The sequence below is a fragment of the Vibrio pomeroyi genome, from assembly GCA_041879425.1.
GTDB classification, from domain to species: Bacteria; Pseudomonadota; Gammaproteobacteria; order Enterobacterales; family Vibrionaceae; genus Vibrio; species Vibrio pomeroyi_A.
This window is the reverse complement of record CP090854.1, coordinates 1,764,343-1,783,285: the sequence shown is the minus strand read 5'-3', so window position 1 is coordinate 1,783,285 and position 18,943 is coordinate 1,764,343. Positions and strand designations below refer to the sequence as shown.

Below are 18,943 nucleotides of genomic sequence, written 5' to 3'. Positions count from 1 at the left end.
GATAAAGCTAGTTTCTAGATAAAAGGCAAACGTTTCACCATTGATTTGTAAATCAATAAGTACAAAGGTAACTATGAACGCACTTCCCTATTATCGCCGATTTACTTGCATAAAAATAAGGGTTAAATAATCCAATAGTCTTTCAAATTACTAAGATCAGAATGACTAATTTTCCTTTTAGCCAACCTTGTATGATTCATTTCTCCTTAATGAAATTTTGGAAATTGAGCTTCCATAGGAGCGTCCTCCTGTAATAAATGCTTTAATGGGTTCTATTCTCAACAAGTGCTTCCCAGTGAACAACACGCACTACAAGCAACAAGCCATCTATTTTTAAAGCGACAACACATTAAGGCAGTAATATGCAAAACGATGTCTCTTCTACGCTCGACTCCACTCAGCGACAGACTCAGCGATCAACTCAACAAGCACCAGAACCTAAACCTGAGAAGAAAAGCCTCAGTATTTTGCTTGAGCTGAGTAAATTTATTCAGCCCTATAAAGGCCGTGTGATAGCAGCATTGATTGCGCTGATCTTCACCGCGAGCTTAACGCTTTCGGTTGGACACGGTATCCGCCTTCTTATCGACCAAGGCTTCAGCCAACAATCACTATCAGACTTAGGCAGCGCGATTCAATTCATCATGGTCGTGGTCGTGTTGATCTCGATTGGTACCTTCTTCCGCTTCTACTTGGTCTCTTCTGTTGGAGAACGTGTCAGCGCGGATATTCGTTTATCGGTATTCAATCACGTTGTGACACTTCACCCGAGTTACTTTGAAACCAATGGCAGTGGCGACATCATGTCGCGCATCACAACAGACACAACTCTGCTCCAAAGCATCATAGGTTCTTCGTTCTCTATGGCGATGCGCAGCGCGCTGATGTGTGCTGGTGCAATCATCATGTTGTTTGCGACCAACATTAAGCTAACGCTGATCGTGTTGGCCTCTGTTCCGTTTATCTTGATTCCGATTTTGGTATACGGAGGTCGAGTGAGAGCGCTCTCTCGTCAAAGCCAAGATTCAATGTCTGATGTCGGTTCCTATGCGGGCGAAGCGATTGAACACATCAAAACCGTACAAAGCTACAGCCGAGAAGCACAAGAGAAAGCGTCGTTCGCGATTGAAGTGGAAAAGGCTTATGAGATTGGTCGTCAACGTGTAAAACAGCGCGCGATCCTTATTTCTGGCGTGATTGTTATCGTGTTCAGTGCGATTGCAGGCATGCTTTGGGTTGGCGGGAGCGATGTGATTAACGGCACGATGTCGGCGGGCGATTTAGCAGCGTTTGTCTTCTACGCGATTATGGTCGCTTCATCGCTAGGCACGATTTCTGAAGTGATGGGTGAACTCCAACGTGCGGCAGGTGCAACCGAACGATTGATCGAGATTCTGCAAGTTGAAAGCCACATTGTCGCGCCTGTAGAAAACCCAACATCGCTAGATAACTTAACACCAGAAGTCGCTTTTGATGATGTGACCTTCTGTTACCCATCAAGACCAGACCAGCCAGCAACAAGCAACCTCTCTTTAACTGCACATGAAGGTAAAGTGTTGGCGTTGGTTGGCCCGTCTGGAGCAGGTAAAACCACTCTATTCGAACTGCTGCAACGTTTCTATGACCCTCAAGTAGGTAAAGTAACGTTAGGCGGTGTTGAGCTGAATCAGTTTGATCCGAACGAGCTCAGAAAGCAAATGGCACTTGTACCTCAGCAACCTGCGCTGTTCAGTAACGATGTGTTCCATAACATTCGCTATGGCAATCCAGATGCGACCGACGAACAAGTTATCGAAGCGGCTAAGAAAGCGCATGCACATGAATTCATTCAAAATCTACCAGACGGTTATCATAGCTTTCTTGGTGAACGTGGTGTGAGGTTGTCTGGAGGTCAACGTCAGCGCATTGCAATCGCACGTGCCATCTTAAAAGATCCAAACATTCTCTTGTTGGATGAAGCAACCAGTGCGCTAGACAGTGAAAGTGAGCATCATGTTCAACAAGCATTGGAAGAATTAATGCGCGGCAGAACGACGATCATTATCGCCCACCGTTTATCAACAATTAAACACGCCGACCAAATTGCGGTACTTGATAAAGGACAGCTGGTAGACATCGGCGACCACCAGTCGCTCATCAATAGCTGTGAATTGTACCAACGCTTGGTTGAGCTGCAATTCAAACACCTCAATTCCTAACCATTGCGTGCATGTGTAACTAAGTGTCTGACATTGTGTGATTTCGAGCTTCAAAAACTTGAATCACACGTGTTGCAGTTTTGTTAATTTGGCGGTAGGGTTTTTATTCCAATAACAACTTATTCCGATGAAGGATAAGCAAATAACAATAAGAGAGTTCGCATGGAAGCATTATTATCTGACTACCCGGTAGTAACAGAAATCCCTGTCGCTTGGGGAGAAATGGACGCACTTAATCACGTTAACAACGCGGTGTATTTTCGTTATTTCGAAACGGCTCGCTTAGACTTTTTCAAGCATGTCGAACTGATGGAAGAGATGGCTATGACCAAAGTTGGCCCTGTTCTTGGCGACACTTATTGTAAATACTTCCGACCTGTAACCTACCCTGATACTTTGATGGTGGGTTCACGCGTCACTGATATTCAAGACGATCGTTTTACTATGGAATACGCAATCGTCAGTAAAGCTCAACAGAAGCTGACAACGGTTGGCACAGCAACCATCGTGATGTTTGATTTTGCTTCAAACCAAAAAGCACTGCTTTCGCTGCGTTTAACAAACGAAATCGAAAAGATGAACACGTTGAAAAGCCCATGCTTCAAACAAGAAGCTGTGACGGAATAACGTATTCTCTGACTAGAAACTACTCAGTAAGTTTCAGACACTAAAAAGCCACTCGATTGAGTGGCTTTTTGTTTATTGGTTCACAATGTTTATCAGCGGTTAAGGCTTATAGGCCTTGAACGTACTGTGCGTTAGTACGAATCTCAACCATCTGCTCTAGGTTCTGTTGAGAACCTTCAACGCCGTTCAATAGCGCTTCGAAGTGCTTGATAAGCTCTACTTTGTCTTGTACTTCTTTCGAACCCGCACCGATGTTGGTTAGGTCGATGAAGAACTCGTCAAACAAGCCTGAGAAATCCGTTACAGCATCATGGTTCAGGAACTGCTCGTGGTTGTAAATGCTTGGGTAGCCACCCTTCTGTTTATCAACCGCGAAAGAGATGCCTTTAACGTTAGTAATCGTTGTCGCTTTCTCACACTTCAGCATACAACCCGCTTCAATGCTTGGCTTGTTACAACCTACCGTTCTTTGGAAGAAACACTGACGGCTGGTCATCATCAAGATTGGGTGGTAGATGCTGTAGAACAGTTTGAAGTTCTCTGGGCGGCGAATATGACGAATCTGACCTTTGTTGATCTCGTTCGAAATGAATGCACCGGCACAGTTAAGCTCTTCTTTGAGCGTCACTAATGCGTGAGAGTTGGTTGTGTTCATGAATGGACCTGCGACCCACTCAATACCCAGTTCGTAAGCCTTGTACGCAATACCCGTGTTGTTAGTCACGATGCGCGCAGGTTTGATCTCTTCAAGGATACGAACCGCTTCGTCGTAATCTTTGCCGATCAATACCGCTGGGAACCAAGGAATCAAACGTGGGTTTGCAGCCAAGATGTCGATGTACTTGTTGCAACGCTTCTTGAAGCTTTCAGGCAGTTTGAAGTAAACATCAGCATCAGTGACGTCACACAGGTGCAAGTCTTCCACATCAGCAATCAGCATCGACATGGTTGGCTTCTCATTTACTTTAGGGTGTTGTGGCAGTGCAGGCACTTCAACGTGCTTAATCACTTCAATAGAGCCGTTCAGAATGAAGTCGATCTCGTCTTTAAGGTCAGACACTTCCTTCAATGGAATCACAAGGCCAGCGTCAACTTCTCTGAAGTCATGGCTTTCTAGTGTATGAACCGCACTCTTCACGTTCTTGAAACGTTTCTCAAGTAGCTCTTGAGTGATCGCTTTCTCTTCAACCGCCACAAGTAGTGATTTAGATTGAAGGGTGAAGTTCTCTTTCGATGTGTTCACTGTCACCGTAAATGGCTGACCTTCTTTCGCGCTGAAAGACAGAGCAACTGGCGTTTTACGAATATCAAGGAACTCGATCTTTTCACGCATCTCGTTGCCAAGAACGTCTTTCGCTTGGTGAAGTTCGTTGGTCACTTCTTGAATCTGTACTACCGAGATTTCGTTGTTCTGCTCCGTCGCTTTCTCAACAGCGTAGTTCATGCTGTTGTCGCGCGGGTTATCAATGAACATGTCTTTCGTCAAGTTGCCCTTTAGAAAAGAGTTGGTGAAATCACGGTTGAATACTTTGTGCAGGTTCGAATCATCTTCGATCAACAAACCGCTCTCTACAAAGCTATCAATCTGTTTACGCCACGTGTCTACTACTGTGTAAACGTAGTGTGCGCCTTTAATACGACCTTCGACTTTCAATGAGTCAACTTTCGCGTCAACCAATTCAGGTAGGTCGTAGTAAGCTGAATTATCTTTTAAGTTCAGTGGGAACTTGTTGCCCGCGTTGGTGATTTCGTATTCATCACGACACGCTTGGCTACAACGGCCACGGTTACCCGAGTTACCCACACTTACAGAGCTTGAGTAACATTGACCAGAGAATGCGATACACAGAGCGCCGTGTACGAAGACTTCTGTCAGTACATCATGGTCGTGCGCCACTTCTGTCAGCATCTTAATTTCTGGAAGGTTTAGCTCACGCGACAAGTTAACGCGAGTTGCGCCGATCTTAGACAAGAACTTAATCTGGCCTTCGTTGTGCGTTGTTAACTGAGTTGATGCGTGAACATCCAGTGATGGGAAGTGCTTCTTCACTAGGTTGAACAAACCCAAATCTTGAACGATGATGCCATCGACTTTGGTGTTCACTAGTTGGTTTAGTAGCTTAGTGATGCTCTTCGTTTCGTGCTCAAGCAGTACAACGTTAAGAGTCAGGAACACTTCACAGCCGTATTCATGAGCAAGGCGAATTACACCGTTCAATTCATCTAACGATAGGTTAGAAGCTCTGTTACGAGCATTGAAGGTGTCTAAACCACAATAAACCGCATTGGCACCAGCTACGATGGCTGCTTTTATCGCTTCTACATCGCCACCTGGGGCTAATAACTCAATTTTTCTGCTCATTTTTGAAGTCGCTCACTTACTTATAATTTTTAAGCCGCGTATTCTACCCACATCACGATCTCTTTACCACCGTACAACACTTTTCAAACTAAATGACCTCAATAATGCCGAACGAATCCGACCTACCTATCCTCTACTCTCTGCGCCGCTGCCCTTATGCAATGCGCGGAAGAATGGGCATCGCACTATCAGAGCAAAAAGTGTTACTTCGAGAAATCGTCACCAAAGACAAGCCTAGCGAACTATTAGCCAGCTCGCCGAAAGGAACAGTACCGGTACTGGTGTTGCCACAAGGTAAGATTATAGAACAAAGCATAGAAGTGATGATTTGGGCGTTAGAACAAAACGATCCTCAAAATCTCATGCGCTCAAGCGAACCAGAACTAAACCAAGAGATTCTTGAGTTGATTGCTCGTAACGACAATGAGTTTATTGGCCACCTAGAAAAGTATCGTGCGTCTGTTCGCTACCGAAACGTTGATACTGAACAACGCAGAAAAGCGTGCGAAGGGTTTATCTCAGAACTGGAAAGTAAACTCGCTCAACACGAGTACCTGTTTGGCGATACACCTAGCGTAGCCGACTTTGCTGTTATGCCGTTTGTTAGCCAGTTCGTACGAGTCGAAAAGAAATGGTTTGTGCAATCTGAATATCAAAACGTAGGACGTTGGTTAAGAGCACACCTCGACAGCAAGCTCTACACCCAAGTAATGAAACAATACCCTTTGTGGAATGAAACTAAGCAAGATTGTATTTTTGGTGGATAAGGGTAATTCAAGGATAGAGACAGCGTGGCAACCAAGGTAATTACGTGACACTGTATCTTCTTTATAATTTACTGGTATTCAAAGGCTTAACTAACCCATCTCTTAGTTAGACAGCACGTTCTAAGTTAAGCCTTTTGTTCATTTTAAACCAATCACTCAATCGCTATCGAAATCTCGACTGCCGTTTCACCTTTGTAAAACTCGAAATCAGTTGTGTAAGTTCGCGTATGTGGACAATCTGGTGCGTTGAAATAAGCCCACACTTCGCCCCATAAATCGATAACCGCTTGTGGCAGTTCACCTTCAGCTGAGAATGTTAGGTACTTACCTGCTTCGATACTGGTTTCAACTAGGTTATCTAGATTGTTATCGGTAAGCGCATTGGTACACGCGATCACATCAAATTCGCCCGTAAAATCTGACTCGTAGTTGGTGTAGACGCCATACACCTTTGAATCTGGTGTCAGCTTGGGAAAAGCTTGATCGAAAAACCCTTGCCATAATTGGCCTATCTTCGCCTTTGCTGGGTCAACTTCGTTAGTGTTAGTCGTTCTTACTGAAAAGCCGTACGCCTTTACGGCTTCAATCGTTTCTACTTTCATTTGTTTCATTCCTTAACCAATGCCGCTGTCATCACGTTGGATCAATTCTAATCTTGTATCTCTTTATGGCCACACTTTTCACACACAAGGTGGCGAGAAAACTCATCCATTGACGCGATAAATGGACCAAGAAACCAGCCTTTTACTACTCCCGCCCAGAACTCACGTCGCTTTTGGTTCGGTTTGTTTGCAAACGCACTTTCCTTGCGCACCAATATAACGACGTGTTGTGTCTCTTCACGGCATTCGGTGCAGTAGCATTGCTCAGTTGTGTGGTTCATATAGGCACCTATGACTTTTTAAAGGAGATATGTTGAAAATGAGGATTATCAACACAAACTTCGAGTTCTGAAATTTCAGTTAACACGACAAGCTCTTCTCGACCTTCCACACCAACTTTAATGCACTCTTCTTTTGCGTCGTTACGTTTTGTATCTAATGCGACACACGTCAACGACTCACCAGATCTCATCGTGAGTTTGATTGGGTATCGGTGCATACACACAATCTCAATATAATCGTAATCATTGCAACTAATCATAATAACCCTCCCATTCATCCATCACGCTAATGCGAGATGCTGTACTATGCAAACTGTTTATAATCAATCGTTTACTCTAATCACATTGATGACATTTTCTTAAGGTAAACCCGCTTTTAATCATCAGCTTAAACGCGCTTTATCCATTCACGTTTCTTCTACGAGTACCTACTTATTCTTTAGCTGTTGGATAACAATAAGAGAATAGAACAATGAAAAATATGAACGATTTACACTTTTTAGCTGCCTTGGGTTTAATCGCGTCGATGATGACATTCAGCGCAAACTCAGCGTCAACTGAAGATGCAAGTCACTTCGCGAATGGCAAAGCCAAGTATCAGACCCTTTGTATGGTATGTCATGGTGATAAGGGGTTAGGTGACGGACCGACTGCGGCCTCTTTACCACACAAACCTGCCAATATTCCGAATAAACTTGGACAGCTATTCACGACTAAAAACTCGTTGGTTGATGACATCTTGGAAGGCGATGTAGAAGAAGGAATGCCTGCATGGCAAGGTATTATCACAAGGCAAGATGCACTCGACATTTTGACTTACGTAGAGTCCATTCAATAGTAAACGCTGTTCCATTCGCCTTTTGAGCAGAGATCTTACTTAATCGTATCCGTTTTATTGCGCTATCTATTTCATTGATTACACTGAATTTAATGGATAGTGAATAATATGGAATGTTATGACTCTCAAATCTTTAGCGGCAAGCGCCCTTATGCTTGTTTCTGCTACCACACACGCCGTTAGCTTTATCGATCAAATCGACGGTCACTTAGATATGGGCGAATATCTCGCTGAAAATGCCTATGGATTTTTGCCCGTTCCAATACTGATAACAGAGCCTGCAGTCGGATACGGTGGTGGCTTCACAGGTATCTTTCTTCATGAATCTGAAGACCAGAAAAACACACGTAAAGAGCTAGCCGAAAAATCAATTGACGGTGGCGCTCAACTATTGACGCCTGCGATTACCGCGGTGGGCGGCTTTGCGACAGAAAATGGCACATGGATGGCGTTTGTTGGTCATAAACGTAGTTGGAAAGAAGACTCTATCCGTTACTTGGGTGGCTTAGGTTATGGCGATATTAACATGACCTTCTATCGTCAGAGTTCTTCCAACGCCCTAGCGCCTCTCGACCCAAACGAAGGGATTGAATTAGGTTTGAAAGGTATGGGTGGAATCCAAAAGCTCCAGTTCAGAGTCCCTGATACCCATTGGTTATTGGGTTTCTCGCAACAGTTCTTTGCACCAACTCTTTCCGTGAACAATCATCCAAAAGCACAAGAGATTCTTAGTAATATCGGCAACTCGTCACCGACCTCTTCCGGCTTGGGTTTAATCGCTGAGTACGACAGCAAGAACAGCTTCCTTAACCCAACTCAAGGTTACAACTACGTTGCTGAATACCTTTGGTTTGGGGACGCTATTGGCAGTGATTACACCTATCAAACGTTTAACCTTGAAGGGCTCAACTATTGGGAATTGAACAAAGAGTGGAATCTCGCGTTACGCGGCCAATACAAATCTTTGTCGACTAACGAACGTGTGCTTTCGCCTCAGTATTATCCAGACATTGACCTCAGAGGCATCGCCCGTAATCGCTATCAAGGTGAGCATACCTTTGCAGCTGAAGTTCAGGTGACAAAACAATGGACACCGCGTTGGTCAACAGGCGTATTTACTGGCATCGGTTATGCAGGAGACAGTGATAACGACATGTTCGACCAAAGCTCACACTCTGCATACGGCGTTGGTTTCCGTTATCTCATCGCAAGGCGTTATGGTCTGATTTCAGGTATTGATCTGGCGTTCAGTGAAGAAGATACCGCTCTCTACTTCCAAGTCGGAGCCGGTATCTAGCTAAATTACGATTCAATGTACCGAGCAGAAAGTATTAGGCGAAGGTCTTCCAATACTGGTACAAGCCTTCGATATCTGAAGAGCACATCAAGGTCATAGCACCTTTGATTTGCTCTTCGCTCCACTCCCACCATTTCATTTCTAATAACTGTGTAATCTCAGCTTCGCTAAAACGGTAACGAATGTGGCGCGCAGGGTTCGAACCGACAATCGAATATGGTGCGACATCTTTGGTCACAACCGCTCGACTTGCGATAATCGCGCCATCGCCAACTTTCACACCGCTCATGATCATGGCTTCTGTGCCAATCCACACATCGTTACCAATCAGGGTATCACCAGAGCGCTCAAAGCCGTCGATTGCACCTTCAAACTTCTCGTCGTCTTGATAGAAAAACGGGAAGGTACTCACCCACTGGTTTTGATGTCCTTGATTGCCCGCCATCATGAACACGGCACCAGAGCCAATCGAGCAATAACTGCCGATGATCAACTTATCGATGTCTGTTCTATCCGGTAACAGGTAACGCGCACAATCATCAAAGCTGTGGTTGTGGTAATAACCTGAGTAATAGCTGTGTTCGCCCACTATGATGTTTGGGTTAGTCACTTGTTCTTTGAGTGACTTGCCGACAAATGGGCTTTCAAAATAGTTTTTCATGTTTGTACTCTTAGTTTCGTTCTTTTAGTTAGGTACTTTTGTTGCGTGTTTGTGGTTTTAACGGGTTTGTTTTAGTGTGAAAACTAGCTTGCGCTATCGACCGCCAGCAATATCGATAAATGAGCCAGTCACATACGACGCTTCGTCTGACAGTAACCAAGCAATCGAGTTAGCCACTTCTTCTGGTGTGCCGCCTCGTTGTAGTGGCAATTGCGACGCTAATCTATCGACTCTATCTGGCTCTCCGCCATCGGCATGCATCTCAGTGTAGATACAGCCTGGTCTAACACCGTTAACGCGAATATTACGCGCAGCCAGTTCAAGAGATAATCCTTTGGTCAATGAATCCATCGCGCCTTTAGACGCAGCATAGTCCACGTACTCAAACGGCGCACCCGTTCGTGAAGCTGCGGAAGAGACGTTAACAATCGACCCTGCACCATCGGCTTGTTTGATAAAGGCTTTACTGCATAAGAAACAGCTTGAGACATTCGATTTCATGACCTTTTCAAAGCGATCAATCTCGATGTCTTCTAGTGCTGATTGGGTAAACAAGATCCCAGCGTTATTGACCAAGTGGGTAATTGGCCCAAGCTTGTGACGGGCTATCTCGAACAGGGATTTTACATCCGACTCAACAGACACATCGGCACGCACACAGATAGCAGTACCGCCTTGCTCACGTATCTCATTCACCAGTTCATCAGCTCTAGATTCATTGTGTATGAAGTTGACACACACCGCATAGCCTTGTTTTGCTAATAGCTTAGATGTAGCGGCACCAATGCCTCGGCTTCCGCCTGTAACGATTACGACCTTGTTCATGAAATCTCCTAACTCGCTGACTTTTATTTATCTCATTGTTGTTATGCAAATACTCTATTGTGAGCTTGGTGTTCTTGCATTTGACCTTGCTACTTGAGTTATTCAGGACTCGCTATCTGAACCCACTTTGCACGCCACTCTTGTGCAGCAAAGCCATCAGGCCAAAACTCAGTTTGCTTTTGGATTAAACCATCAGCAACCGTGTGAAAGGTAATTACGCGATCGTTTAATACGCTGTCCGTCACTGATACATCGGTCACGACAGTATCACCTTCGCAAACAATCGAGTTCAGCTCAAACTTCCAAACCCCATTCGCTGGGTATTCAGAATTGATAGCTGTGAAGTTATCACGCCCTATCGTCAATTCAGACGACTGGGGCCAATAACCTTGAAAATCTTCCGCAAGCCATTCGGCCGCTTTGGCAAAGTCGTTGGTGCGCATTGCATCCCAAAAACCTAATACCACGTCTTTTGATGTCATCATTCTTCCTTAAATTATCAAGTTCGTTAAAAGCGATTAAGCATATTTACCAATGATCGTTAAAAGATCATCGACATTATTAGCAATATAGTCGGGTTTGGTTTGCCAGTTTTCGGGTTCAGAACGGCTATAACCCGCTGCTACCGCAATAACCTTCGCTTTATCGCCAAGTGCAGCTTCGATATTGCGTGCAAACTGTGTGTCCGCTTCATGATCGCCGATATACATCAAACAGAGCTCGTTAGCCTTATTGGGGCCAAATATGTTCTCGACGCATTTCACGCCACCAAATGGATGCGGTTTTTGGTTGCCGTTCGAGACGTCGTCATAACCCACTACCGATTTAAACAAACCGCCAATACCATAACTGTCGAGCACGGCGCGAATATTCAATTGAGAGTTTTGAGAGCAGATACCATGAGGAAGATGAGCAAACTGATTGACCACCGTTTCCATGCCGTCAAACAAGGCAACGGCGGTTTGGTTTTTCTCTTGATGCTCTGCCCACATTCCACCAGCGATCAACATTTCGTCATGAGATAAGCCGTAATAATCGACATATAAGGCTTGCCAGTTTTTAGCGCCATGGTTGGCTTCATGATAAAGCGCTTCACTCAACAAGTATTTGGGTAAATGATCACCTGACAAGTGTGGAGCAACCACAGAGATAATGTCTTTGGTTATCGCGATATTTTTGGGAACGGAATTGACTAAGGTTCCATCGTAATCCCACAGGATGGCATCTAACTTCATACACTATCTCTTTGTTTAAATTGACGATTTGAATTTATCACTCAAAACCCTATTGTGGGAAATCTTATTGTCTCCAAATTCAAATGTAATCCAAACTCAACAAAAAATAGACCTGTCATCGAACAACACATCAGTTACACACGAAAGCCAAACAGGCTTTGCTCACATCACTGCTTTATCAATTGGAATATATGCGTATAATCCCCGCTTCATTGCGCTATCTACGTTAAAAATAGCGCCATTCAACATTTTTAATGAGTACCCCAATGTCGAAACTATTTTTCAAAGGCCGTATCGAAACAAGACACAACCACGTTCTTGCTGGCTACAATGTAAACCGCGATGTAAAAGCGGGTACTGAAGAATCTCCAATCGCTGCGATGGTTCAAACTGAAGCTCGTAAAGCAGAAGTTGAAGCACTGGCTGCTGAACACGCTATCTTCGTTAACGTAACGGTAGATGCAGAGAAAGAAGAGAACACGATTGAGCTTGATACTGTACTAAACAAGCCAAAAACAATGACGTTTGAAAAAACGCCTAACCGTAACGATCCATGTTCTTGTGGTAGCGGTAAGAAATACAAAAAGTGCTGTGCATAAGCGCTTCTTACTCAAACTGCCAATAGCACGATGAGTTAAGCAATACCTGACGGGAAGATCATTGGGGTCTTCCCGTTTTTATTTGTATAAACCAAACTCAGTCTAGGTTGTCTGGTGTACGTAAATTGGTTCCACACTTTATACATTTATAGTCACCGTTTCCGCCACTTGAAGTTAGCGACGATAAAATCATTCCAAGCAACCCTGGTTTCTTTTCATTTTGTGGCGATTTTTCGGCTTGGTTACTGAACATAGTGTACTTGTGCAGAGTCAGTTCTTTGCAGTTACAACAGAACGCTCTTGTTTGTTCGCTTCCATACATAATATCTATCGCCTTTGCCCATCACAAAAATCCAACGCATGGCAAATATGCCACACGTTGAACTAAATCGATACATTTTATAAAGTTGTTCGCAAATCGAAATGCTCAAGTGTGATCTTGGTTTTCTACTTATTAACCAACGTGTTGGCGCACAAAGTTGTTTAGCTCAGTTACGCTTGTGATGATGTGTACTTCTTTATCTTTGGCTCGTAATTCTAAGCGTGATCTGAAGTCTTCATTCCAAAATTTAGGGCACAGTTTTAGTGTCTTGTAACTTTGTATCGTCCCTTTCACAACTGAACTGCCTTCAGGCCAACCTTCTGGTTTCACAAACAAGCCTTTCAGCATACGTTTGGTCACGAACCAATAGCTCAGCGGATAAGGAAGATCGATATAAACCAAAGTATCTGCCGCGTCTAAGCGCTTGTTAAACGAGTCTAGCGGGCCAAAGCCATCGATGATCCAACTGTCGGAACTCAGTATGCTCTCGTGTGCTTGTTCAAACTCAGCACTATCAACGAACTCGCCATTCGCTTTATAAACGATGGAGTCTAATTGGTGAAGCTCTACGCCAGTTGCGGCTGCGATTGCTTTACTGACGGTAGATTTACCACTACCAGGCTTACCAAATACCGCTATTTTCTTCATATAACTTCCTTCTTTGAGATAAAACCCATAAGGCAGATACGAAAAACCCACCTCATGGGTGGGTTCGATAAATAAAGCGCATCAAAAATCCCACCATTCCTAAGGAATGATGATAATTCGTTGGTTAAGTTGCGCTAAATTCATGTTCATAAGATCACTTTTATATATTGCGAATCGATTGTCAACATGCTCTAGGAGTGAAATTAGATCGAACCTCGGACTATCTGTTCTCATGAAATTGAACAACTAGAGGTCAAGCCTTTGGGTTCGCAGTATCAAGTGAGCCTGCATGTAAGGCTTAAAGCAGACACATACCCAGACTCACCAATGAAGGGGGAAGCCGTGGAGCTTGTGGTGAACGAAACTTGGTTAGTTTCAGTTGATGAAAACAACAGCGTGAAGATTCACGAATATGAAGTGGTCGCGTTAGCTTAGATCTTGAATCAAAGAATAATCTAGCGCTCAATGAATACAGTCGGACAGCAGCAAGTGATAGCTGTTGTCCCTATTACCATTATTTTGAGTTACGTATTGAATCACGTAGCTGGTTAATATTCCCAAGCCTTAAATTGACTGTTTGACTCTTTCATATCATCAAACAGCCACACCATTCGGTCTAAGAACCACAGCTTAAGTACCAAGATCCAGAAGTTGCCGAACGCGATAAGCCACAAGTCATTGAGGTACAGACCATAAAACAAGATTGGCAAGCCCGGTGCCATCGATGTGCTAATCACACGAACCACCTTTAAATGATGTTGTGGGATATCGAGCCGTGCTTTGTCTAAGTATATCCGTTCACCAAATACCGCTTTGGATGCCCAGTTGCTTGTGCTTTTGGGCACACCAAACGCTCTTGGGTTAAACCAAATCCAGAATAAAGCCAAGCCAATGAGGAGTATGGAGTAGAAACCAATGTATTCTCTCGACCAAATGGCTAGCGAGAGCAAAGATAAGCAAGGAACGCGAGTATATACACTGAGTGGATTCGAATGACGAGCCCAACTCTCTTCACTCATCACCATCATCTTTTCAAAAAACTTCATAACAGCACTCGCGCTTTACATTCACTTGGTTATTTTTTTGCAATCGTGGCTTCAGACAGTTTGCTTAAAACACCTGAAATTTTCTTAATCACTTCATCACAACCGTTAATCGCGTGACGGTTTAGCAAGTAATTCGGATCGTTGTAAGATAGCCACACTTTCTTGTTCGCGTCTTCACTGACCAATACCTTCTGCGGTAAATCAATAGCGACATCTTGAGCACATTGCATTAATGGCGTGCCTACTTTTGGATTACCGAAAATAATAACTTCAGTTGGTCTAAGTTCGAGGTCAACGTTACTCGCGTTTTTTTGATGGTCGATTCTCGCAAACAATGTCAGGCCTTTGCTTTTCGCTATCTCTTCAAAGCGGTCAGCTGTCTCTTTCACTGAATAATTACTTTGGTACTTTATCAAACCGTCAGAAGCGGCGACTGAAAAGGATGCCGAAAGTAAAATGGCGCATAGGGGTAGTAGTTTTTTCATTGTTACCTCTGAGATTTAACCTAATTAAACATACGTTTATCGCGCCATCTTAACGTCGTGGCGTAACCTTCCTCAGTATAGACTTGTTTCAAATCTCAGTTTGCCGAGAGGATCACCCTTCTAATGCGTCTTATTATCATGCGTTAGTACATGTACCCTAACCAATCAACATCCCCTAAAGACCATTGATTTCCGTTCAATGGCTTTACATATAGTCATCAATCTCTTCAACAGCTACGCCATGACTAAGGTGCTCATGAAGCCTTAACCAAGAGTTAGTGCTTGGAGTTTGGACATAGCCTTGTGAGGAATAGAAACCATGTAGATCCGATATCAAAATAATGAAATCGACATCCCTATCCTTCGCATACTCATCCAACTCATTCAGCATAGATGTACCAATACCTTTGCCTCGGACATTCTCAGCAACACAAAAATCAATAACACCTAATACTTTGTACGCACTGTCACCAACATTGATCATACGATAATCAAGACCAAGGTAACCGATAAGCTGTCCTTCACGGTATTGCAGAGCTCGCATATGAGGGAGTTGTTTATAATAAGATCGCTCTACCTGATGATCGGGGAAGGCGCTATTTCTGAGAACGGTAATGGCTTGATGTTGCTTTTTGGACACTTCGATTTCGGATATGATTTCCATACAGTCCCTTGTAATTTCTGACTCATGTTTATTATTGTCATGAGATTTACATCAAATGTTCATACCCAATCAATGCCACGACTTAGTCCCACACTTTTCACATTGGTATTCATAATCACTGTCGACATAAAAACCGGGAACATTATGGTCACCTTTAAACAATAACGTCATCAGGTACTCCATCAACACGCCTAGTTTCCATTGTTTCTTTTCAGATTCAGCTTCCGCTTTAGATTGAGCATCGGAAGCGTTAACAGCAAGGTGCGGGGTAAGTGCGTTGCATTGCTCACAGTGATAAGGGGGGTTAATATACTTATTATCAAGCATTTATATAAGCCAACTAACATTTATAAATGTTGATACATACTAACAACTTATCACTCGGTTCTCGAACTTATTGTTGTCCATTAGAGTTTTATTAGAAAGAAATGAGACACAAAATAATACCATGTGTCATGCATCTACTTTAATTGGTATTGCGGTGTTCAATAGCAGAGTAAATTACCACCTTCTAAAGAAGGTGGCTTTGTGTGAGCCCACTAAAAGGGGGCCTTTGTTTAGTCCAACGCTAGTTGCTGCTGCTCCACGCGCTCTTTTTTCTCTTGATGTCTTACATAGCGTCGAATGATTTCTTCATTAACCCCTACGCTATCGACAAAATAGCCCCTTTGCCAAAAGTGGTTACCCCAGAGTTTGTTTCTCCTTAGATATGGAAATTTACTAAAGAGTTTTAAAGCTATTTTGCCTTTCAATATGCCCATCAACTTGGATATCGATAACTTAGGCGGAACTTTTACTACCAAGTGCACGTGGTCAACTTGAACGTTTAATTCAACGACTTCACATCCAAGTTGATTACAGTAAACGTTTATACACCGATAAACTTCTTTACCTACATTGTTTTTCAAAATCCTAAATCGATACTTTGGTGTCCACACTATGTGATATTGACATCTCCAAAATACGTGGGAAGCTTGATTATATCTGCTCATGTTATTTGTGCTCTTTGACTTCGCTAAAAATCAAGGGAGCATTTAACATGGGTAGAACTACAGGCAAAGCCAAACTGAATGATAACCACCTACTGAAGTAGGTGGTTTAGGGCTGAAAACAAAAAGAGTAACCGTGTATCTTTTGAAATTTAGTTAAGCGCTTTAATTAGAACCGTATATTTCCACAGGTTTGCTTCATCTTCTCCAAGCTCGATACTTGCTTCTCCACCCTCTTTATCAAGAATAAAAACAGGCATCTCACTACTAGACTCACCATTTTCATAATCGCATGACATTTTGGCCTCTAATAGAATAGCGTTAGCTTCATGCTTAGAAAGAACACCCGAATAAATGCATTCTTCAGTTTGAGATGAGACTTCCTGTCCGAAAGAGTCGAACTTAAAGGTTGGGAAGTTGAGTTTTGATTCAGAATCCTCGACAGTGACCGACACTTGGTAATCGATCGCTTCAATATTGGTTGCAAATGCACTACCAGAAACACTAAGCAACAATAAAGCTAAAGCAGTGGTTTTCATGTGGTTCTTATTCCTTTAACAATGGGCTTGCTACGCTGAAGTAACACTATGAATTCTCGAGTTTAATTTAAACGTTGTTAGGTTGAAACTTCTTTGTCATTACTTGGCAAGATAGTTAATTTTTACTTTAATAGCCCTTTGTCCGCAGCCCCTTCAAGTTGCACTTCTAGCTCTTTCCATAGAGCACGACTGCCTTTAGAAATACGCTCGCCATTAAAGGTCAGTACTTTATCTTTAGATATGTTGTGCTTCTTCCAGCTGTGACCGCCTCCATGGATGTTATGAAGCAAAGGTGGCACTCTATCGATCGCCTTACCAAATCTGGCTTCCGGTGACTCACCCGCTTCGAATTCAAGCCACAGTTCTAAATACTCTGCTCTTAAATGGCTAGGCAATGATTTAAGCAAGCGCTCAACGCAGTTTCTCTCTTTGAGTTTGTTTTCTTCGGTCTCACTGGCGTAAATTATCGTGTCACCTGCGTCAATTTCCCCTAGGTCATGAATCAGAAGCATCTTCATCACTCGCGTAATATCAATTTCTTCGTTGGCATAGTCTTTCAACATAAGCGCGCTTAAACAGACGTGCCAACTGTGCTCAGCCGAATTTTCATATCGATCCAATCCAACCGGTTTTGTTTGTCGATGAACATCCTTTAGCTTTTCGATTTCAGCCATGAATTGAAGAATGCCTTTAATCTCTTCCACGATGATCTCCCTTAACTTGAGTTGAGTTGAGTTGAGTTGAGTTGATAAGTTTAAATAGGTAAACGACTAGCGCAATCAGCCAGAGTCATTGACCCCATTGAACCGCCATTTTGTAATAAGAGACGCCCGATTTTTCGAATTCACTTCCCTCAACCGCCATCCCAAACCTTTGATAAAAACCTAAAGCAGAGGTTCGAGCATCACACCAAAAATAACTCACATTGAACGCTTGCAGCTCTTTGATGGCATATGCGATCACTTTAGATCCAATACCCTGCCCTTGAAATTCGGGCAACGTAGCAAACTTGCGCAGCCTTGCTTCGTTGCTTTGAACATAAACGGATGCAACACAAACTAATTGCTCGCCGACAAACGCACCATAATGCGTGGCATGTTCACCACCTGACACCATACAAAACGACACCGGTTTATCAGGCCATAACACCTGATGCCTGACCGGAAGCACCTCTGTCGCTGAAATCTTTCTTATTTCCATATTTATCCAATACAAACGTTAAAACCGTAACTCTTAAAGCGTTCTTCACAAAGTTAATTCCCTTTCTGATTAATACCATATAACCCTAAAACAGAACTTCACGCTTTTGTTGCGAGCAAAACTCCACTGGTAGCCAAAAATCCACCCGACACCTTATTGAGTAACGCCTTAGCGGCCTTTCCTTGAAAAACGAAGCGAGCTTTCGACGCCATACAAGCATAAATGCTCAATACACCACCGACAGAAAACGTTGATACCCCTAACACCATAACGATATCTATTGTCGATAGTGATTGTAGATCTATGAATGCCGGAAAGAACCCCATGTAAAACAGCATGGCCTTGGGATTTGAGATCGTCATTAATATCCCAACAAGTATGCTTGAGGTTCTGGTTGTTGTATCGTGAGATTGGTTTGGCGACTTACTGACATCCGAAGTCCAAGTGACATAAGCCAACCAAAAGAGATAGGTAACTCCGGCATACTTTATTATCGTGGCAAACTCACCCATTACACCTGCTATTGCAGACAGGCCGGATAGAGCCAGGAAAATGAATATATAGTCGGCAAGGAGGACTCCTAAGACAACTAATAAACCTTGTTTTCGACCATTACTTAATGATCTAGATACAACGGCTAGAACACTAGGTCCCGGTATCGCGGCAGATAAGAGCATCGCGAAAAACAACGCAATACCAGATGACATAGACATGATTCCTCCTTGAATCGTTTATCGAGTGCAGCATGACCTCAATTC

At 43.3% G+C, this 18,943-nt stretch carries 25 protein-coding genes and 1 pseudogene; 7 read left to right on the top strand and 19 right to left on the bottom strand.

The features are described from left to right. The first annotated feature begins 362 nt into the window (after window positions 1-362). Window positions 363-2,198 carry an ABC transporter ATP-binding protein/permease gene (locus tag L0992_08085; protein ID XGB68628.1) on the top strand — a complete coding sequence of 612 codons (1,836 nt, stop codon included), beginning with the start codon at window positions 363-365 and terminating at the stop codon, window positions 2,196-2,198. 162 nt (window positions 2,199-2,360) lie between these two features. Continuing rightward, complete coding sequence (locus L0992_08080; protein ID XGB68627.1) at window positions 2,361-2,825, top strand: acyl-CoA thioesterase; 465 nt, start codon at window positions 2,361-2,363, stop codon at window positions 2,823-2,825. A gap of 106 nt (window positions 2,826-2,931) precedes the next feature. Here L0992_08080 and L0992_08075 read toward each other — a convergent pair whose 3' ends face one another. Then, a complete protein-coding gene (locus tag L0992_08075; GenBank protein XGB68626.1) occupies window positions 2,932-5,187 on the bottom strand; it encodes a U32 family peptidase in 2,256 nt (751 codons plus the stop codon). A 104-nt stretch (window positions 5,188-5,291) separates the two neighbouring features. Between L0992_08075 and L0992_08070 the strand changes: the two genes are divergently transcribed. Next, window positions 5,292-5,954, top strand: a complete 663-nt coding sequence (locus L0992_08070; GenBank protein ID XGB68625.1) for a glutathione S-transferase — start codon at window positions 5,292-5,294, stop codon at window positions 5,952-5,954. Window positions 5,955-6,106: 152 nt separating this feature from the next. Here L0992_08070 and L0992_08065 read toward each other — a convergent pair whose 3' ends face one another. The 3 genes from L0992_08065 to L0992_08055 are packed head-to-tail and all read right to left on the bottom strand — an operon-like array spanning window position 6,107 to window position 7,097. Continuing rightward, window positions 6,107-6,556, bottom strand: a complete 450-nt coding sequence (locus tag L0992_08065) for a GyrI-like domain-containing protein (GenBank protein ID XGB68624.1) — start codon at window positions 6,554-6,556, stop codon at window positions 6,107-6,109. Window positions 6,557-6,603: 47 nt separating this feature from the next. Next, window positions 6,604-6,837 (bottom strand): hypothetical protein, encoded by a 234-nt coding sequence (locus L0992_08060; GenBank protein XGB68623.1) that lies wholly within the window; start codon window positions 6,835-6,837, stop codon window positions 6,604-6,606. A gap of 8 nt (window positions 6,838-6,845) precedes the next feature. Beyond that, on the bottom strand, window positions 6,846-7,097 hold the full coding sequence (locus L0992_08055; protein ID XGB68622.1) for a Rho-binding antiterminator: 252 nt from the start codon (window positions 7,095-7,097) through the stop codon (window positions 6,846-6,848). A 212-nt stretch (window positions 7,098-7,309) separates the two neighbouring features. Here L0992_08055 and L0992_08050 point away from each other — a divergent pair, with 212 nt between their 5' ends. Both L0992_08050 and L0992_08045 read left to right on the top strand, forming a co-directional pair. Then, window positions 7,310-7,675, top strand: coding sequence for a cytochrome c (locus L0992_08050; GenBank protein XGB68621.1), 366 nt, complete (start codon window positions 7,310-7,312; stop codon window positions 7,673-7,675). Window positions 7,676-7,793: 118 nt separating this feature from the next. Continuing rightward, window positions 7,794-8,972 (top strand): BamA/TamA family outer membrane protein, encoded by a 1,179-nt coding sequence (locus tag L0992_08045; GenBank protein XGB68620.1) that lies wholly within the window; start codon window positions 7,794-7,796, stop codon window positions 8,970-8,972. A 34-nt stretch (window positions 8,973-9,006) separates the two neighbouring features. On the opposite strand, the gene catB is transcribed toward L0992_08045, so the two are convergent. The 4 genes from catB to L0992_08025 all read right to left on the bottom strand — a co-directional run bounded on the left by catB (window position 9,007) and on the right by L0992_08025 (window position 11,693). After that, a complete protein-coding gene (gene catB, locus L0992_08040; GenBank protein XGB68619.1) occupies window positions 9,007-9,633 on the bottom strand; it encodes a type B chloramphenicol O-acetyltransferase in 627 nt (208 codons plus the stop codon). Window positions 9,634-9,726: 93 nt separating this feature from the next. Beyond that, window positions 9,727-10,458: an SDR family oxidoreductase gene (locus L0992_08035; protein XGB68618.1), complete on the bottom strand. Its 732-nt coding sequence runs from the start codon at window positions 10,456-10,458 to the stop codon at window positions 9,727-9,729. 98 nt (window positions 10,459-10,556) lie between these two features. Further along, entirely contained in the window at window positions 10,557-10,940 is a 384-nt protein-coding gene (locus L0992_08030; GenBank protein XGB68617.1) for a nuclear transport factor 2 family protein, read from the bottom strand. A 36-nt stretch (window positions 10,941-10,976) separates the two neighbouring features. Continuing rightward, window positions 10,977-11,693 (bottom strand): haloacid dehalogenase-like hydrolase, encoded by a 717-nt coding sequence (locus L0992_08025; GenBank protein ID XGB68616.1) that lies wholly within the window; start codon window positions 11,691-11,693, stop codon window positions 10,977-10,979. Between the two features lie 266 nt (window positions 11,694-11,959). Here L0992_08025 and L0992_08020 point away from each other — a divergent pair, with 266 nt between their 5' ends. Continuing rightward, window positions 11,960-12,292 carry an SEC-C domain-containing protein gene (locus L0992_08020; GenBank protein XGB68615.1) on the top strand — a complete coding sequence of 111 codons (333 nt, stop codon included), beginning with the start codon at window positions 11,960-11,962 and terminating at the stop codon, window positions 12,290-12,292. 97 nt (window positions 12,293-12,389) lie between these two features. Here the strand turns inward: L0992_08020 and L0992_08015 are convergent, their stop codons facing one another. Then, window positions 12,390-12,614 (bottom strand): hypothetical protein, encoded by a 225-nt coding sequence (locus L0992_08015; protein XGB68614.1) that lies wholly within the window; start codon window positions 12,612-12,614, stop codon window positions 12,390-12,392. 132 nt (window positions 12,615-12,746) lie between these two features. Next, window positions 12,747-13,262 (bottom strand): adenylate kinase, encoded by a 516-nt coding sequence (locus L0992_08010; protein XGB68613.1) that lies wholly within the window; start codon window positions 13,260-13,262, stop codon window positions 12,747-12,749. Between the two features lie 261 nt (window positions 13,263-13,523). Between L0992_08010 and L0992_08005 the strand changes: the two genes are divergently transcribed. After that, window positions 13,524-13,697: a hypothetical protein gene (locus L0992_08005; protein ID XGB68612.1), complete on the top strand. Its 174-nt coding sequence runs from the start codon at window positions 13,524-13,526 to the stop codon at window positions 13,695-13,697. Between the two features lie 113 nt (window positions 13,698-13,810). Here the strand turns inward: L0992_08005 and L0992_08000 are convergent, their stop codons facing one another. From L0992_08000 to L0992_07960, 9 genes and pseudogenes are all read right to left on the bottom strand, one after another. Then, window positions 13,811-14,308: a hypothetical protein gene (locus tag L0992_08000; GenBank protein XGB68611.1), complete on the bottom strand. Its 498-nt coding sequence runs from the start codon at window positions 14,306-14,308 to the stop codon at window positions 13,811-13,813. Between the two features lie 29 nt (window positions 14,309-14,337). Further along, window positions 14,338-14,793: a DUF302 domain-containing protein gene (locus tag L0992_07995; GenBank protein XGB68610.1), complete on the bottom strand. Its 456-nt coding sequence runs from the start codon at window positions 14,791-14,793 to the stop codon at window positions 14,338-14,340. Window positions 14,794-14,936: 143 nt separating this feature from the next. Next, window positions 14,937-15,457, bottom strand: a pseudogene (locus tag L0992_07990) (GNAT family N-acetyltransferase). 69 nt (window positions 15,458-15,526) lie between these two features. After that, complete coding sequence (locus tag L0992_07985; protein XGB68609.1) at window positions 15,527-15,784, bottom strand: hypothetical protein; 258 nt, start codon at window positions 15,782-15,784, stop codon at window positions 15,527-15,529. Window positions 15,785-16,014: 230 nt separating this feature from the next. Further along, complete coding sequence (tnpA, locus tag L0992_07980) at window positions 16,015-16,449, bottom strand: IS200/IS605 family transposase (protein ID XGB68608.1); 435 nt, start codon at window positions 16,447-16,449, stop codon at window positions 16,015-16,017. 149 nt (window positions 16,450-16,598) lie between these two features. Continuing rightward, on the bottom strand, window positions 16,599-16,985 hold the full coding sequence (locus L0992_07975; protein XGB68607.1) for a hypothetical protein: 387 nt from the start codon (window positions 16,983-16,985) through the stop codon (window positions 16,599-16,601). 122 nt (window positions 16,986-17,107) lie between these two features. Then, complete coding sequence (locus L0992_07970; GenBank protein ID XGB68606.1) at window positions 17,108-17,689, bottom strand: HD domain-containing protein; 582 nt, start codon at window positions 17,687-17,689, stop codon at window positions 17,108-17,110. A gap of 85 nt (window positions 17,690-17,774) precedes the next feature. Continuing rightward, entirely contained in the window at window positions 17,775-18,185 is a 411-nt protein-coding gene (locus L0992_07965) for a GNAT family N-acetyltransferase (GenBank protein XGB68605.1), read from the bottom strand. Between the two features lie 98 nt (window positions 18,186-18,283). Beyond that, the gene (locus tag L0992_07960; GenBank protein XGB68604.1) at window positions 18,284-18,898 is read right to left on the bottom strand and encodes a LysE family translocator; all 615 of its coding nucleotides are present in this window, start codon (window positions 18,896-18,898) and stop codon (window positions 18,284-18,286) included. Window positions 18,899-18,943: the final 45 nt, after the last annotated feature.